The sequence below is a fragment of the Mitsuokella jalaludinii DSM 13811 genome, from assembly GCF_000702905.1.
Classification (GTDB): Bacteria; Bacillota; Negativicutes; order Selenomonadales; family Selenomonadaceae; genus Mitsuokella; species Mitsuokella jalaludinii.
The window spans coordinates 48,126-67,212 of record NZ_JNKR01000007.1; the positions used below are offsets into that span (position 1 = coordinate 48,126).

Sequence of the window (19,087 nt, forward strand, 5' to 3'; positions counted from 1 at the left end):
TGCTAGACCATCAAGAAGGAGGTAATCATCATGAGTTATACACGTTATACGAATCGAAAGAATGAGCGTGCAAGCACCAAGGATGCGGCCCGCATGACCCGCACCGAAGCGAATCGGCTGACCGATAAGGTCCTCTCGGCCCTGATGGCAGCAGGACTCGTGATGAGCCCCACGGCGGTGGATGCTTCGGAGATCAAAGACGTCAATAACCAGCCGGTATCTGCGGAGAGTGGCGTCTACAACATCTATGCCCAGAAACTCCACGGCGATATTGCCATCAATGAATTCGCGAAATTCCAGCTGGATGCCAATGATATCGCCAATCTGTACTTCCACAAGCAAGGCGAGACAATCAATGCCGGGAATCTCCTGAACTTCGTCAACACGCGCATCGACATCAACGGCACGGTCAATGCCATCAGGAACGGCACGATCGGCGGCAATCTCTTCTTCCTGAGCCCCGAGGGCATGGCCGTCGGCAAGAGTGGCGTCATCAATACGGGGGCCCTCTATGTCATGGCACCGGCTACGACATCCCTGCCTGGCGAATCGAATTATGGATCGCTGAAAGGCGTTTTTGATAAAGGAGCGGCCACTGAGGATCATCTCAATGCCATCAAGAATGGCAGTCCGCTCATCCCGCTCAATCCCAGCGGCACCATCAGCGTGCTGGGCAAGATCAACGCGGCAGACGATGTGAAGCTCTACGCTGCGCAGATTGCCGTGGGCAGGAATCTGACAGGGCAAGCGATTGACGGCACAGCAGCGGGCGGCGTCGAGAAGGCAGCGGCCATCGAGACGGGCGTGACGGATTTTGCCTCGCTGGTCAATCTGACCGATGACCAGAAAACGGCAGCCGGTCTTGGCAATCTGCAGGCCACGCAAACGGGCAATGGCGACATCGTGCTGGCAGCCAAGGCGGCATACGCCAATGCCTATGACAAGGCGTTCAACGACCTTGGCAAACTGGCAGGCCTCCTCGGGACCACGGAGACCCCGGAAATCAATGTGCCCAAGACCATCACGGCCAGCGTGGAGAACTACGGCACCATCAAGACGAGCACGGCGACTGGAGATGTTGTGCTCAAGGCAGAAGCCACCAACGGCAATAAGGACTCAGCCTCTGGTGCCAGCGCCTTTGCCCAGACCGTGGCTGACGTCAAAGTCCAGGGGGATGTCAAGGCAGCGGGCCAGGTAGAACTGACAGCAAAGGCTGACAACACCTATGTGGACAGTGGCAATTCCGTTACGGATAATCTGGGGGATACTCTCAGCTATGTGGTGCCTGTCGGTGCCAATGTCATGATCCTCGACAACAAGGCCAGTGTGACGGTGGAAAAAGAGGCCCAGGTGGAAGGCAGCCAGGTGGCTGTTTCGGCCGAGGCCAATCTCGATGGCACTGCCGGCGTGATGGCTGCGGGGCGCAAGCTGGTCAGCAAGGTCCCCAGCGCCATTCCGGCTGTGGGGATGGGCTATGCCAAGGCCACGAATGAGGCGACGGTGCAGATTGACGGCAACGTCAAGGCCACCGGGGCCGATACCGTGGATGACAAGGGCAATGTCAAGGATAAAGCCCTCCAGATCAAGGCCAATGCCCAGTCAGCTGTGGATCATTCCGCCAGCACGACGGTCAAGAAGGGTGCGCTTGGGGCAGGTTCGGCCTCTCTGGCAGCTGCTGTGGCCATTACGGACCACACGAACGATGCCACGGTCAATCTCAACGGGATGGCAGAGGCGGAGCAGGGCTCGGCTTCTGTCACGGCGGACACGGTCCATAAGCTCAACACCTCGGCCACGGCCAAAGCTACCGATGAGACAGTGGGCACGGCTGCCGTGGATGTAGTGGTCCACGCGAGCACGAGTGCCGTAGATGTGCAGGGGACGGTCAACGCAAAAAACGATGTCACGATCAAGGCGACAAATACTACAGATGAGAACACCCATGTGAGCAACAACAACTTGGGTATGGGGAAACTGCAAGCGGAAGCTATGAAGGCGGCAGACCTCACGGGCATCAGCAATAAAGTCAAGGAGAACAAGGTTGTCGCCGGCATCTTGAGCAAGCTTCAGAAGGACGGCGGAAATACCGACGTTCCCTTGAGCACAACGCTTGGCCAGACGCTCTCGGCCGGTGCTGCCGTGACGGTGGCGGATGAAACCAACAAGGCCAAAGTGAATATCGGCAGCAAGGCTTCCGTCCAGGCCGGGCAGGAATTGACGGCCAAGGCGGAATCGAAGGTCTACGACACGATGATGACGGCTTCAGGAGCTACGAGCTCGTTCAAGAACAGCGACAATAGCTCGGATACCGTGACCATCGCAACAGGCGTCGTCTACGCCGGCATGGACAATCAGGCCGATGTCACGGTAGCAGACGGAACGGATGATCAGCACGCCACGCTGAAGGCCAACGGCAACTTGAACCTCCAGAGCAGCAATATCATGGAATACCACCGCCCGGAGCGCATGAAACGCGAGATCGACCGCAGCATCGAGAAGCTCAATACGGCGATTGATGCCATTGCAAACATGCCGGAAGCCAAGCAAGAACAGGCCAAGGAAATCCTGGAGCAGCTGGAGAAGCTGAAGACATCCATGACGGGAATGGCTGCAGCCTTTACGACGGACTATCTGCAGGATACATCCAATGTCAAGAACCTGACGGCAGAGGGCACGCTGAACAAGATCGGCAACGTCGCCGGGACAGGCTGGGAAATCCTCAATGCTGTCACGAAAATCCAGCAGTCTGTGGCGCAGCTGCAGGATGTGACCTCGCCTTTTGGTGAAGTGGTCACGAATGCTCTGGCCGTCGTCACGAATGCCGTGGCTTTCACGGAGCCGAATCAGTATGCCAATGTCTCGGCAGCTGCTGTCTCGAGAGGCGGCAGTGACACCAAGGCATCCCTGGCCGCGGCGGTCACGGCGACCGACTTCGATTACGGCAGCCATGTGACGGTCGGCAAGCATGCGTCGTTGACGGCGGGGAATGCGCTGGACCTGAGGGCCGAAGAAGCCATCAAGGATGTCAACATCACCGGCAAGAACAAAGTCTGGAAGAATGATGCGGAAGCAGCCGGCGGCGTCGGCATCGGCGGCAGCGTGAATTATCAGAATTTCGATACGGATACACTTGTCAAGGTCGGTAAGGGCGCAGCCCTGACGGCCGGTGACATGGAGCTTGCGAGCAGCTCGGACATCTTCCATACGGGCGTCATGCTCTCGGCGGGCAAGGCGGAAGGCAGCGCCATCAGCGGCATGCTGGCCATGACCGATTCGGACAGCAAGAATCAGACCCTCGTGGACAAAGACGCTGTCCTGAAGGCCGTTAAAGATGCGGACAAGAAGGGCAGCATTGCCATTACTGGCTATAACGATACGAATGTGAACAATGCCATCCTGTCGCTCTCGGCAGGAAGTGGTGCGGCTGCTGCCGGCATTGCGGCGGCCATCAACAAGGTGGATGTGGTCAACCGGGCGGCGGTGGAGAACATCGATGCAGCCGATGATGATGAAAAAAGCGGCAGCATCCAGGCTTCCAAGCTGGGCGTGAGCGCGGAGACCACCGGCCTCATCAACATCATCAGTGTGGCTGGCGGCGTGACGGCCAGTGGCAAGGATCCCGAAAAACCAGAAGCGGACAAAGGGCCTCTTGACAAGCTCGGCGACGGCTTTGGCAAGCTGGCGAGCCTCACGGATACCGTCAACGGGAAAATCAATGACGTCTCGAAAAAGGTACAGAATGTCATCAGCACCGTCAATGGGGCCGGAGCATCCCAGGGCGGGACGCAGAGTGCTGTGCCAACAAAATCCGAGACGGCTCCGTCCTTTGCCTTTGCCGGGGCTGGCAGTGTGTCGCTGAACCTCGTCAGCGATACGACGCAGGCCGTCATCGACGGGGCACATGTCAATCTGAACAATGACGGCGTCCTGCAGGCAGGTGCCCGGGATACTGCTTTTGTCGGTGCCTTCAGCGGCGGTGCGGCCATCTCGGCGCGCAAGGGTCAGAGTAGCGGGACGAGTGCGGCCTTCAGCGGGGCCGTGGGCGTCAACAAGATTGACAATACCATCGAATCTGCCGTAAAGAACAGCACGGTCGAGGGCCTCAAGAGCATGGACGTCACGGCCCTTTCCGGCGGCACTTCCGTGGCAGTGGGGACCGGTCTGTCCCTGACCAAGAACAGCCAGCCCGGCAACAACTTCGCGGGCGGCGCATCTGTTTCCGTCAACCTCATCGACAAGGATGTGAAGGCTCTCGCCGAGAAGAATACCGTTTCCGGCGTTTCGGCTGACGAGAAGGCCGCTGTCAAGCTGACGGCCTATGAGAGCGACCTCCAGGTCACGGGCGGCGTCAATGCCAATGTGGCCACCGGCGGCGGTACGGCCGTGGGCGGCAGCATCACCGTGGCGGATATCAACAACGATCTCGATGCCCGCATCAGCGGCGGGATGTATACGAATATCAAAACGGCTGATGCTGAGAGCCTCCTGGCCACCAAGCAGATCACGGCGGCCATCTCCACAGGCGTCGCCGTGGGCGGCAGTGGGACGAACAACGCCTTTACCGGGGCCATGGTCTACAACGGGCTGCACAATACGGTGAAGGCCGGCATCGATGGCCGTGCCAAGGTGACGGCGGATTCCATCGCGGTCCGCGCGCACGATACCACCAGCGGTTCGGCAGAAGCCAAGCCGTATCAGGACCTTTTGGGGAACTACAAGGAGCATCAGCAGTTTGCCGAAGATGCCGGCGTGGATACGGACGGTTCTTCCTATTACAAGACCTCCGACAGCAGCAACGGCCTGGATACGGCCGGTGAAAAAGTGGACTTCGACGGCAACAAGGGCAGCCTGAGCGTGGGCGCCGCCTTTGTGGTGGCCGGCTCCAGCGGCAATGCGGCCGGAGCGGCGGTCAACGTGGCCAATGTCGACAATGATTTCACGGCAGCCATCGCCGACGCCACCCTTGCAGCCAATTCCGTCTCGGCCGAGGCGGATGCGGATTCCCTGGCCGTCAACGTATCGGCCGGTGTGGCCGCCGGTTCCAAGGATTTCGGCGGCATGGGCAGCGTGACCTGGCAGGATATGGACAACACGGTCCTTGCCAAGGCCAGTGATTCGGACATCACGGCAGACTCCCTGGCGGTCAAAGCGGCCAGCAATTCACAGGCTGTGAACGTGGCCGGTTCCGTGGCCTACGGCAAGACGGCAGGCGTTGGGGCCGCCCTGGCCTACAATGGCCTGGACAATCACATCGGTGCCTACCTGGCCGGAGGCAGCGTGACAGCGAAAACGCCGTCCACCGGTGTGAGCGTGGATGTGGAAGGCAAGAATACGGGCAAGATTTATGGCATCGGGGCTGCTGTGGCCGCCAGCCAGAATGCAGCCGTGAACGGTACCGTGGTGATGAACCATGGCGGCAGTGACACGGAAGCCGCAGTAGGGGAAGTGCGCCCTGAAGACGGGACCAATACGGTAAAAGATACTGCAGTGGCCAATGCCGAAGCTGTGAAAGTGAAAGCCGAAAGCGACGATGTGCGGGTGGCTGTTGCCGGCAATGTCAGTGCCAGCGGCAAGGTGGCCCTGGGCGGTGCCGTAGCCTACAACGATGTGGGCGGCGCTTCTTCCGGCACAGAGAATGCCAAGCAGAAGACGCGTGCGGCACTCGTCTCCACCACGCTGACCAATGTCAAGAATGGCACGGTGACCGTGAAGGCCGCGGATAACTCCACCCTGACGACAGTTGGCGTGGGCGTCGGCGGCGCCGGCAAGGTGGCCGTGCAGGGCGCAGCGGCGACGTCGCTCGTCAACAAGGCTGTTTTGGCCGAAATCAAGGACAGCTCCATCGACAAGGATGAAGACAAGGCTGCTGTTGTGAGCGTACAGGCAACGAGCAACAGCGAGATCAACAGTACGGCTGTGGTAGGCGCAGGCAGTGGCACCTTTGCCGGCGGCGCCGGCGTAGCCGTCAACCGCATCAATCAGGATACTGCGGCCACCATGAGCGGCAGCACGGTCAAAGACAAGCATACCACCGTGCAGGCAGACGGGAATTCCACCATTACGTCCATTGGTGTGGGCGCAGCTTTGGCCGGCAAGGTAGCTCTTGCGGGGAACATCGCCGTGAACCAGATTGGCAACAACGTGAAGGCTGCTGTGACGGGCAGCACCCTGACCAGCAGCGGCAACATCGGCGTACTGGCCAATGGGCGAGAAAAATTGACGAACTATGCCGGGACGGTGAGCGGTGCAGCCGGCAATGCCGGTCTCGGCATGGGCGTCAGCTACAATGCCATCACGGGCAATGTGGAAAGCACTGTGGGAGAAAGTTCCCTGGAGGCCCGGGGCAAGGAGACCGAGACGGTGGGCGACGCGCAGAAGGGCGTGGCTGTGACCGCGTCCGGTCAGCATAACCTGAAGAGCGTGGCCCTGACAGCCGGTCTGGCCGGTTCTGACACGGTGGCCGTGGGTGCCGCCGGCACGGTGACGGTGAACAACATCGGCGGGACCACCCGGGCAGCCGTGACCGGCACGGACATCAATGCCGAGCTGGATAACAGCATGGCCGGTGATGTGGCCGTGAAAGCCCACGATGTGACCAAGAGCGAAAGCCATGTGGGCTCCCTGTCTGTGGGCATCGGCGCCGATGGCGGGGCCGGTGTGAGCGCGGCTTCGGATACCCTGCTCCTTGACCGGGAGACGGCTGCGGAACTGAGCGGCACGGATGCGGCGAAAAAGACGGTCAACGGCCGGAACTTGGCCGTAACGGCAGACCAGAAGTCCACAGTCGTCACCAATGCGGACGGCGTGGCTGGTGCCGGCGGGATCTACGGGTCAGGCGCAGTAGCGGCAACAGCAGCCGCCACCAAACTGGACGGCTCCGTGACCGCCACCATGAAGAACATCATCAGCAACAACAAGGGCCTGGACATCTCGGCCAAACGCGACCATGAGACCACTCTGGTCAGCGCTTCGGCAGCAATGTCGGCGGCTATGGTTTCCGGCGCCGTGGGAGCTGGTGTGGGCGTGGTCAACGATGACTTCACCACCAATGCAGAACTTATAAACAGTGATGTCACGGCAAGTAAGGAAGACGGCCAGACTGGTTCCGGTTCCGTGAACGTGGCAGCCGACAGCAGCACTTCTGTAACAACGGTCGTGGCCGGTGTGGCTGGTTCCATGGGTGCGGCGGCTTCGACGATTTCCGTCAACAATTTGAACAGCCAGACTGCAGCGGTCGTGGATAACAGCACCGTGGCAGCCGACCAGGACTTTGCCGTGGATGCTCATAACCGGGTGACCACGAAGTTCAACGCGGCTACGCTTGGTGCGGGCGGCGCCGCCATCGCCACGGGCGTGGGCGTCAACACCATCGGCACCTCTACCCTGGCCGAGGTGAACAAGAGCACCATCAAGGCTCAGAAGGCGGCCATCACCTCCCGGGAAGAGATGGATGTGGATCAGAACCTGGTGGGCGCTACGGCGGGCAGCCTCGGTATCAATGCCAACGTGATGGTGACCTCCATCGGCACCGAACTGGCGGATACCTACGGCAGCAGCGATAATAACGGGGCTTCTTTTGATACGACCGCTGCGTTGAAGAGGTCCAATACGGCCCTGGATTCCCAGAAGACGGCTACCACCGATGACGGGGATGAGAGCAGCAAGGTGGTCAAGGACACCCTCCACAACAGGGATACGGGCGTCGCGGCCACCGATGCTTCTGGCGTGACCGTTTCTTCCGGCAAGAGCGACGCCAAGGGGACCCAGGTGGCAGTGACGAACTCTGATATCACCACGACAGATACGATGGCCCTCCGAGCTGATCGCAAGACCGATGCCCAGATTACAGCAGCTTCGGCCAGCGTTTCGGGTTCGCTAGGGCTCAGTGCGACGGTTGCCGTCCTCGATGCGAAGAAAGATGCCGGCGTCAGCATCAGTGGCAGTAAACTGCAGGCGGGCAAGGCCCTTTCTGTGGCAGCTGCGCAGAGTGGCGAGACGGGCATCGATGCGTATCAGGCGAATATCGCCGGTGTGGCTGCTGTCAGCGCGGCCTATGCCCAGAGCAGCTCCAGCGGTGAGACTAAAATCGAAGCCGTGGGTTCTACGCTGACTTCCGACAAGGAAGGTATCACAATGAAGGCAGAGGACAAGTCCCAGACGGCGTCGTCGGTTTACGGCGCGACGGCAGGCCTCGTGACGGCCGGAGCCCTTGTTTCCAAGGCAGACAATACCAGTGATGTGAATCTTGCAGTCAAGGGAAGTGCGCTGCATACGGCCCAGGGAACGGCCAGCCTGCAGGCCGATAAGGCCAATGTGGTCACGGCCAAAACATATGGCGGTGCCTTTGGCCTGGTCGGTGCCAACGGTGTCGTCGCCCTGGCAAGTGACGAGGGTGCATCCAAGATTCTCGTCGCGCAGAGCAATAGCAAGAACAGCTCCTTCATTGGTCAGACGGCAAGCCTGCAGGCCACGACCCGTCCGGCTGTCACGGCGGAGACGGGCAGCCTCTCTGTTGCCCTTCTCGGCAGTGCCAGTGCGTCTGTGGCAACGGCCTCTGCTAAAGGCGAGGCCCGCGTCCAGGTAGCTGACGGCACGACTCTCGATGTTGACAAGGCAGAAATCACAGCCAGCGCCGAAAGCCAGAATGGAAAAAACAACAGTGAAGCCAAGGTCAAGGGCTTTGCAGCAGCCGGCCGCGGTACGGCCGTCATCAATACGGCGATAGCCAATACGGATATCGATACGGACGTGACGATGGGCAAGGTTTCCTTCAAGAAGAATAGGGGAACGGCTCTGAACGTGATATCGGCCAACACGACGCAGACTGCAGCCGATGCCCGCGGCATTACCGTCGGCGGCCTTTTCGCCAGCGGCACGAATCTGGCCTATACGGGAAGCGGCACGGAAAAAGATGCCAATACTGCGACGATTACGCTGCAGGGCAATAAGACGCAGCTGAAATCGCTGTCCGCCAATGCCAGCGGCACGACGCACAATCTGACGACAGCCGACGGCAGCGGCGGCGGCATGATCAGCGGCGACCTGGCCGGTGCTGTAGACAACAAGACGTATACGGGCAGCAAGGTTACCCTCAAGGGCAGCTGGGATGTGAACGGTGACGTGGCCATCCAGTCGGCCCAGACGGACCATATGGACCTGAACGCCGATGCCACGAAGGCAGCCGTCGTCGGTGCCAGTGCCACCAAGGCCGACAATACGGCCAATGGGGCTGCTGATGTCGTGCTGACGGGCAGTCAGATTACCAGTGGCGGCCTGCTCACGGCCAAGGCAAACAGCAAGGTAAATTTTGGCCAGAACAAGGCGTATGCCGTGGAAGGCAGCGGTTATGGCGGTGTCGCCGTGCAGGGCGCTAAGCTCAATAACACGGTAAACCGCACGGCCAATGTAGATGCCCGCAATGCGTCCCTTACGAGCAGCGGCAGTCAGATCCTGGCAGCAGAATCAGGCGGCAAGATCAACGCGGCCGGCTATATCAAAGCAGCCGGTGCCGGCGCGGCTACCTGGGTGGATGTGGACAACAACCTGACCAGCCAGAATACCATCACGACCGATGGGAAGACTTCGCTGCGCACGGATACGGCGGACAGCGATATCACCCTCGCGGCTTCGGACGACTGGAATGTAACGGCCAAAGGTGTGGCCGTTACCCAGGGCGGCGCCGTCGGCGGTGCTTCGTCGGATGTCAAGAACACCCTGCAGCGGACGAACAAAGTCGATGTCCAGGGCAAAGTCTACAGCTTGAACGATGTCAATCTCTATGCGGGCAAAGATGAAAACGGCGCCCTGGATAACCTGGACCTGAATGTTGAGTCGGAAGCCTACAACAAGACGGCGCTTTCTGTCGCCGTCCCGAAATTCAAGGATACGCTGACTCAGGCCAATCAGGTCATCGTCGGCAAGGATGCAGATGTCGCCGGTGTCCGTCATGTCAGTGCTTATGCCGATGAAGCCGGCAAATACCTGCGCGAACAGTCTGTGAAGTATACCTGGTATCACAGCGATGCCAATGAAAACTTCACCAGCACGTCCGTTGGCAAGAAGTCCGACAGCATCAACGACAAGACAGATAACTATGTACAGATTGACGGCAAGGTGACGGCCGGCACGCAGAACAAGCAAAAAGTCGTCATCGGCGGGACGGGACAGATTGTCGTTCTCGACCAAGATGAACTGGCTGCTGTCAAAGCTGTCAAAGGGCAGGAAAATGCTGTCCAGCATCCGACAATCGACGCTTCGAGCGGCATCGATACGGCAAACATCACCTATGCACGCATCGATTACGCCAATGCCCTGGTGACACGCTACTATGAACTGGCTAACTTGATCAGCCAGTACAGTGACAGCAAGGACCTGACGGCGCTGAAAGGCTATCAGGATGAGCAGACGCGCATCTACAACGAACTCAACGACCTGGGCCTTCTGTCCAAGGCAATCGGAGAAGATGGCAAGGAATATCTGGTGCCTGTCAGCGGCCTTACGGTGGATACCATCACGCTGCCGGATATCGTCGCTTCGGGCGGCAATATCACGGTGGAAGCAGGCAGCCTGAAAGGCGCAGGTACCTTGAAAGCCCAGGGCAGTCCGGAAGCTACTGTGGAAAACCATACCAATCTTTATCTGAAAGTGGGAGATGTGCGAGCCGTCAATCCGGGCGGTGAAATCCACTACAATGGCCAGTCTCTGGCCAAAGATGCCGTTGCGATCATCAAGAATGCCAATCAGGACAAGTCCTCTGCCGTCAATCTGACGGTCAGCACCGACGCTGCCACCAGTACCGGTGGCACGGTCACCATCAAGAGCGACTACGGCAAGGCTGCCATCAAAGCGAAAATCGACGAAGTCGATGCCAATAACAAGAAGACGGGCAAAAAGGTCGATGCCGAGCTCGTCCCGAAGGCCGATATTGAAATTAACGGCAATGTCGAGGCGGAAAATGGCGTCGTTACGGTAGAAGACAAGAACTACAACATTCTCCTGCAGGGCGAAGGCAGCCGCACGGCGGAAGTCAACGGCAAGGAAATCCACCTGACCGCCGGCAAGAGCATCAGCCAGGGCTTTACCCAGGGCATCGTCAACATCGGCGGCAACCCGGAACAGCTGTACAAAGACAAATATTTCAACAGTGAAGTCCAGGAATACAACAAAGCTTATGGCTTTGAGCATACTGAGCGCGTTCATGCGGAAGACCGGACGCATGATGATGTACTGAACGGCAGCGGTTCGCGCATTGCCGGCGACAATATCTACATCAACGCGTCGGACATCAACTTCAACGGCCTGATTCAGAGCGGCTACGGCAAATACGAAGTTACCGTTGCCAGCACAGTGACGCCGCAAGTCCAGAAGCTAGACCGCAGCTGGGCGCGCATGGGCAAACAGAATCTGTCCGATGCGGTCATCACCACAGGAACGTATTATCTTGTACAGGAAGGCGGCAAAGTCCTGCAGGCGGACGGTACCTACAAATACCAGCCTGATGTCTACTACAATCCGTCGACGCAGAAACTGGTCATCCCCGATATCGATGCCCACGGCGGCAAGATTTATCTGAGCGGCCGCATTTCCAGCACGGGCAATGGCAAAATTGTGGCCCTCGACGGTGCCTATGACATCAGCGTGACTAACAATACGAACACGGCTCTGCAGGTGGGCAAGCTTATCAGCAACAAAAATGACGGCCTGATCAGCATTGCCGATTCCTCCAGGAATCAAGTCACGGAATATACCCGCAATAGTACGGTGGTCAAGGACCTGACAAACTGGGACAAAGCTGCCGGCGACTGGAAAGTCCTCAGCACCAGCGGTGCTTCTTCCGTGTACAATCCACAGAAAGACCTGCGCTACAACTGGACCAGTGGCCAAAAAGTCACCACGAAGAAACATTACGAGCATGACCATAAAGCCGGCCTCTGGGGAGCTGTCACGACGCTGAATGAAACGGAACTGACGAAGTATGAACAGGAAATTACGCCACAGGATATGGGTCATAAGACTTTTACCAATGATAACGGCGTCTATATCGATACGAGCAACCTTACGAATAAGGACAAGCAGTATGTCTTTGTCTACGACAATGTGGTCCTGAATAATTCCCGGACGCAGCCAGTGGTCACCAAGCGCTGGAAGACAGGCTTCCTGGGCTGGTTCCATTGGGAACGCACCGAATGGGATACCAACACGGGTACGGCCCAGCAGTATGTGGGCAGTGTCAAAGCGGATCACGGCATCGATATTGGTTTCCTCGGCAATCAGAATGGCAATTCGGCCATCAATGTGACGAGCAAAGCCGGGGTCACCCTGGCCGGCAGAATCCAGTCCAGCCAGAGCGGGGCGGGCTCGACCATTGCCATCACATCGCAGGAAGGTGCCATCAATCAGAATGGCGGCCTGCTCAAGGGCGACAACATCAAGCTCAGCGCCAAAAAGGGCCTGACGAATATTGCCATCGAGTCCCTTGGCGATACGGTGAAGCTCGACGCGGCCAATACCGGCAGAGGCAATATGAACATCACCGTTGACGGTGCCTATGGCAAAGCGGGCCATGTCAATCTGGTAAAAGCGGAGAACATGAATGGCGATGTCAGCCTGACTGTTTTGGGCAATCTGACCCAGAGCACGGCTGAGGCTGTCAAAGGCAATCGCATCGACATCGTCAGCCGGCAGGGAGGCGTTGGTACGGCCGCGACGGCTTTGAAGGTGGAAACACCGGATCACGCTGTCGACGTGCTGAACCCGCTTTCCAGCAGTGTCAACATTACGGCTAAGGGCGATATCTATGCAGCAGAAGACAGCAATCTGCGCGTCGGTACCATCAAATCGACGGGCGGCAATGTGACGCTGACCACTGCAGGCAGCCTCATCGATGCCCTGCCCAGCGGCGAGACCATCGACCGTGGCAATACGGCAGATCTCGTTCAGGGCTGGAAAGACCTGGGCCTGATCGACGGTGAAGGACAGTACAAGCAGAAACAGGCAGAAGACGTGGCCGCATACAAGGACGGTGTCCAGTCTGAATTTGCGCAGTACCTAAATTTGAAGACTGCTTATGCAAACAAGGAAGAAGCAGCTGAAAATGACGTCAATTATCAGACCCTGAAAGACCGCTATGGCGCTTATGCAAGTGCTGACGACTATCTGGCTAAAAGCGATACAGCCAAAAATCATCTGGCCAATCTGCAGAAGGCCGGTGCCGGCTGGACGGAAAATGAGCTTCTCTATGCCATCAGCGATGCCATCGTCAACAAGGCTCAGGGCAGTACGGATACAGAACTGAAGGAAGCGAACATTTCCGGTCAGAATATCACGATCCACGCGAAGAACATTGGCTCGGACAAGGCGGCCGAAGATGTGTTGGTCAAGGATATCACCACGGATGAACGTCTCGATGACCTGAAGAAAGTCGTCAATGCCAACGTTTCCGATGTGGGCTATACCAAGAATGACAAGGGTGAGAATGTGTTCCGCATCTACGGCAAGGTGCCTGTGGGCATCGAAGCTAGAGGTGAATTGAACATCGCGTCCGACGGCAATATCTATGTGGCCGGCCGTGCGTCCGGTGAAAATAAGGATACAGTCCTGAAACTGGGCAAAGTAACGACCAGCACGGGTGATATCCGCGTTTTGGGCAAAGCCGGTGTGACCAACTCCCTGAAGGATGGCAGTGCCAACCTGAACGGAAAGAATCTGATCCTCGAAGGCGGCAGTTCCGACATCGGGGCAGCGGACAAACCCATTGACGTCGACCTTACGGGCAGCCTGTCTGCTCTGACGGACGGCAGCATGTATATCAGCAGTGTGGGCAATCACAATCTGCAGCTTTCCGGGCTCTATGCCGGCAAGGATATGGTGCTGGCCTCCAGGAAGGATATCGCCATGAGTCCTGACGCATCGGCACAGGCTTACCTCAATGCCGGCAGACTACTTGATTTGAAGGCAGAGGGCGGCATCGGTGCAAAGGACAGCGGCGTACGCATCCTGGGAAATGGCGCGACCATCAATGCTGAAGCAAAAGATGGCAATATTTACCTGGCCGGCAAGAGAAAGGCCGGGGAACAGGACGGTCTTCTCCTGCTCGGTATGGTGAAGACGAATCCGGGCCATATGATTGATGTGGCGGCTGAAACCAGCCTGGGCCTTGGGAGCAACGAAAACGCGTCGCTGCTTGTGAGCCAGGTGCAGGCAGATACGGTGAACCTGTCAAGTGACAGGGAAATCAACCTGAAAAACGGCACGCTCACTGCTGGCACGCTGAAACTGAAGGCCGACGGTTCCATCAACCAGACGGCAGCTCATGCCATCACGGCTTCGGATGTTTCTGTGGACGCAGCGGCAGGCATCAGCCTGAACAGCGGAGCAGAGGCAGAATCCAAGATGTTCAATGCGTTCAAGGAGGTGACGCTGAATAACGCCAGCGAGGCGACGGACATCGTGCTCGGCAACGGCGGCGATGAGGACCTGAAAGTCATCTTCGCCGACGGCAGCAAGGCCCAGGATGTCACCGTCCGCAATTATGCGAACGGCGAGGCCAACGACCTCGATATCCACGGCCCGATTGCAGCCGCAGCAGGCATTGCGCTCATAAACGACGAAGGTTCGCTGGTCACGACGGGCGGCTTGGATGCCAAAGCGGATATCCGCGAAACGGCAAAGGGCAGCCTCAATAACAGCGATGCACTTCACGCCGAGCAGGATATCGTCCTGACGGCAACAGATGGTAGCATCATCAACGACGCAGCCATCACAGCAAAGCGCAATGTGACCATGAAGGCTGGCGATTCCATCGAGAACCGTGCCGCAACAACGGCCTATACCGGTGCGATTTCCCTGAACGCTTATCATGACATCAAACAGAAGGGCGATGCCAAGGCTGGCACCGACACTACAGCTGAGTCTGCGGATGGCAGTGTCACGGTCGAAGGCAGCCTGACAAGCGGCAAGGCGACGCTTGCCAAAGCGACTGACGGCAATGTCTCAATCCACGGCGATGTCCAGAGCGGCACCTCTTTTGCGGCGCAGGCCGATAATGGCAGCGTCACGGTCACGGGCGATATCACAAGCGGCACGTCGGCAGACCTGTCGGCAGCCGGCGGCAATGTCTCTATCACGGGCAATGTCCAGAGCGGCACGTCGGTCACGGCGCAGGCGACGGAAGGCAATGTCACAGTCGGCGGCTCGCTGACTTCGAAGGACGGCGACACGGTGCTCTCGGCATCGGATAGCCAGAAGCTTGAAGGCAAGGGCAACATCCGCGTGACGGGCTCTGTCGATTCCGCGCATGACATCCAGATGACGACAGATGACGGTGCGATTGCAGTCGACGGCACGCTGAAGGCCGACAAGGCTGTTGACGTCACGACGGAAGACGGTGCAATCACCGTCGGCACGTCGGTGAAGGACGGCACGGTCAATGCTGGCACGACGGCAGCGCTGACGACTCTCCGTGGGCCAATCACGGTCCGCGGTCTCGTGACGGCCAAGAACGGCGTGAAGCTCCAGGCGGCTGAGTTGGGCGCTATCTCGGTCAAGGGCGACCTGCTCGCCACGGAAAGCGGCAATACCGAAGCCCTGAGCAAAGATGGCGACATCGAGATCCAGGGCAAGGTCGACTCGAAGACGGGTGCGGCCACAGTCAAGACGCAGCGCGGCAGCGTGATGGTCAGCGGCAAGATGCACGCGGCCCAGGACGCTGCAGCTGAGTCCGGCGACGGTGCTGTCACGATTGACAGCGAGTTCGTCGCCGATAACGGCAATGCCACGGCCCGCACGGCGCGCGGCGATGTGAAGGTCAAAGGCCAGATGAAGGCCGGCACCGACGTCACAGTGCAGTCCGATGAGGGCAGTGTCACGGTCGAAGGCAGCTTGACAAGCGGCAAGGCGACGCTTGCCAAAGCGACTGACGGCGATGTCTCGATCCACGGCGATGTCCAGAGCGGTACCTCTGCTGCGGTACAGGCCGATAATGGCAGCGTCACGGTCACGGGTGATATCACAAGCGGCACGTCGGCAGACCTGTCGGCAGCCGGCGGCGATGTCTCTGTGACGGGCAATGTCCAGAGCGGCACGTTCACCGAGGCAAAGGCGACGGAAGGCAATGTCACAGTCGACGGTTCGCTGACTTCGAAGGACGGCGACACGGTGCTCTCGGCATCGGACAGCCAGAAGCTTGAAGGCAAGGGCAACATCCGCGTGACGGGCTCTGTCGATTCCGCGCATGACATCCAGATGACGACAGATGACGGTGATATCACGATTGACGGCTTCGTCAATGCCGACCGCGATGCAATCGCGGATGCGGCTCAGTCGGGCACGATCACGCTGCGCCGGGACGTCACAGCAAATCGGGATATCAAGATGCACACGCACGACGGCAGCATGGTCTTCGACGGCCGTGATGCGGGCAAGGCCGAGGACATCCGCCTGACCGCAGTCAGCGGCAATGTCGAGCTGCGCACGACGGGCACGGGCGATATCAAGGACAGCCACCGCCAGGCAAACGGTGACCGCGCCTTTGTCAATGCGACGAATGGCAATGTCACGATCCGCCATGAGGGAACGGGCAATGTCGACCTCTACGGCCTCTATGCCAAGAAAGAGGCGGCGACCGAGCTCAAGAACGGCAGCCTCTACCTCGACACGATGGACGGCGACCTCGTGGCCATGTTTGTCCGCAACCCGGACAAGGTCATGAATGTCAAGCACATCACGGCGGGGCAGGAGATCGCGGTCGCCGGTGCCGACATCGGCATCGACGACATCCTGCAGCGCGAAGGTGCCGAGGGGCTGCTGACGATCACGCCGAAAGGTGCGTCGGACGATGCGCCCATCAAGAACCTCCACATCGGCGACATCCGCACGAACGAGGGCAGCGGCGTCCGCTTCAAGCACCTCTGGCTGGAGAACGGCGACGTCTCGGTCAGCAAGGGACAGCTCCTGCTCGACAAGCTTTACGTCCTCAACAAGGCACGGTTCAGCAATGGCGTCATGACGACAAATGTCTTCGGCACGGCGCCGGTCTATGAGGAAGGCGTGACGAGCGCATACTGGAACGACACGGCCATCAACGACCCGAAAGAGGCACTCTCGTCCTGGCTCAATGGTGAGCCGGACGAGAAGCGCTGGATGTTCCTGCGCTTCTACGGCCAGGTCAATGCGCAGCACAGCAATGGCAACCTCCTGGACCTCGCCGACCACTACCGGGTAAACCGCGAGCGCTACACGGAGGCGGACTGGATGCGCATGATGAAGAACAAGGACCGCTACGATTTCTATCGTACGTACTACCATCCGGCACTCTCGCTCCACGACCGCTTCGGCCTCGTCGATGCGTCGGACTACCTCGGCGCATCCAAGGCAAAGCCAGGAGTGACGGACGTTGATGAAGCAGAAAGCGAAAAGGCATGACGTCATGACAGGAAAGCCGGGACACACTAATCGAGTTCCGTGGTGCCCCGGCGGACTGTTAAATCATTCCAGAAGATACAGATGAAGATACAGATAAGGAAAGGTGAGCATCATGAACAAGAAAGCAGAAGAATTCAAAGCATACGTCGAGAAGACGCGTCCTCTGGCCTTCACGATCGAGGAGATCCCCGATGACAACTACGAAACGGTGGCCTTCCGGTCGTTTGCGGAGGTCCGCGGCAACCGGCTGCCGCTCGTCGTCATCCTCGACACGAGCATCTACGCGATGATCCGCATCCTCGTCGTGCCGCGCGCCGTGCGTAGCCAGAACCGCGAGGAACTGCTCGAGACGCTCAACCGCTACAACAAGAAGTACAAGACATGCAAGTACTACATTGACGACGAAGAGAACGTCGTGCTCGACACCTGCATCCTCTGCGGCGAAGAGAAGATTGACGGCGACCTCGTCTACGCCATGTTCCGCGTCCTCCTGCAGGAACTTGAGGACCATTATCCAGAGCTGATGAAGATCGTCTGGGACTGACAGAAAACCGCTTCGCAGCAATCTTGCTGCGAAGCGGTTTTTGTGTGCAGGAACATGTTCAGCGCACGAGTCCCTGGACGCCGGGGGCCAGGGAGATGGCGTCGATCTCCTGCCGCTCTTCAGCGGTGAAGTGGGTGTTCTCGATGGCCTTGATGTTGTCGAGGATCTGCTCGGGCTTGGAGGCGCCGATGAGGACGGTGGTGACATCCGCGTCCTTGAGGTCCCAGGCGAGGGCCATCTCGGCGAGCGTCTGGCCGCGTTCTTCGGCGAGCTTGCTCAGCGCGCGGATGGCCTGGAGTTTCTCGGGCGTCAGGGACTTCTCCTTGAGGAAGCGGCCGTCGCGGCGGATGCGGCTGTCCTCGGGAATGCCGCTCATGTAGCGGTCGGTCAGGAGACCCTGGCAGAGCGGGCTGAAGGCGACGATGCCGAGGCCGAGGTCTGCCGACGTGTTCTTGAGGCCGTTCTTCTCGATCGTGCGGTCGAAGATGGAGTAGCGGTTCTGGTTGACGATGAGCGGCACGTGCATCTCGTGCAGGATGGTCGCAGCGCGCAGGAGCGTCGGGCCGTCGTAATTCGAGAGGCCGACGTAGAGCGCCTTGCCGCTCCTGACGATCTGCGCGAGCGCGCCCATCGTCTCCTCGAGCGGCGTCTCGGGATCCATGCGGTGGTGGTAGAAGATGTCGACGTAGTCGAGGTGCATGCGCCTGAGGCTCTGGTCGAGGCTCGCGATCAGGTACTTGCGGCTGCCCCAGTTACCGTAGGGGCCGGGCCACATGTCGTAACCGGCTTTCGTCGCGATGACGAGCTCGTCGCGGTAGGGGCGGAAGAGGTCGTCCATGAGGCGGCCGAAGTTCCGCTCGGCGCTGCCGTAGGCCGGCCCGTAGTTGTTGGCGAGGTCAAAGTACGTGATGCCGTGGTCGAAGGCTGTGCAGCAGAGCGCCTTCATCGTAGCGTAGTCTGCCGTGTCGCCGAAGTTGTGCCAGAGTCCCAGCGCAACGCGCGGCAGGCGCAGCCCGCTCCTGCCGCAGTGCGGATAAGCCATCGCCTCGTAACGCGATGCGGCAGCCGTGTATGTCTTGCAGATATCCATTGTATCATCCTCCAGTCTGCTTCTATTATATA

At 59.0% G+C, this 19,087-nt stretch carries 3 protein-coding genes; 2 read left to right on the top strand and 1 reads right to left on the bottom strand.

Annotated elements, in window-relative coordinates; all coding sequences use genetic code 11:
- Window positions 1–30: 30 nt before the first annotated feature.
- Both T518_RS05600 and T518_RS05605 read left to right on the top strand, forming a co-directional pair.
- Window positions 31–17,421, top strand: a complete 17,391-nt coding sequence (locus T518_RS05600) for a leukotoxin LktA family filamentous adhesin (RefSeq protein ID WP_036376515.1) — start codon at window positions 31–33, stop codon at window positions 17,419–17,421.
- Window positions 17,422–17,533: 112 nt separating this feature from the next.
- Window positions 17,534–17,965 (top strand): YbjN domain-containing protein, encoded by a 432-nt coding sequence (locus T518_RS05605; RefSeq protein WP_036376517.1) that lies wholly within the window; start codon window positions 17,534–17,536, stop codon window positions 17,963–17,965.
- Between the two features lie 58 nt (window positions 17,966–18,023).
- Here T518_RS05605 and T518_RS05610 read toward each other — a convergent pair whose 3' ends face one another.
- Complete coding sequence (locus tag T518_RS05610) at window positions 18,024–19,055, bottom strand: aldo/keto reductase (protein WP_036376520.1); 1,032 nt, start codon at window positions 19,053–19,055, stop codon at window positions 18,024–18,026.
- Window positions 19,056–19,087 lie beyond the last annotated feature (32 nt).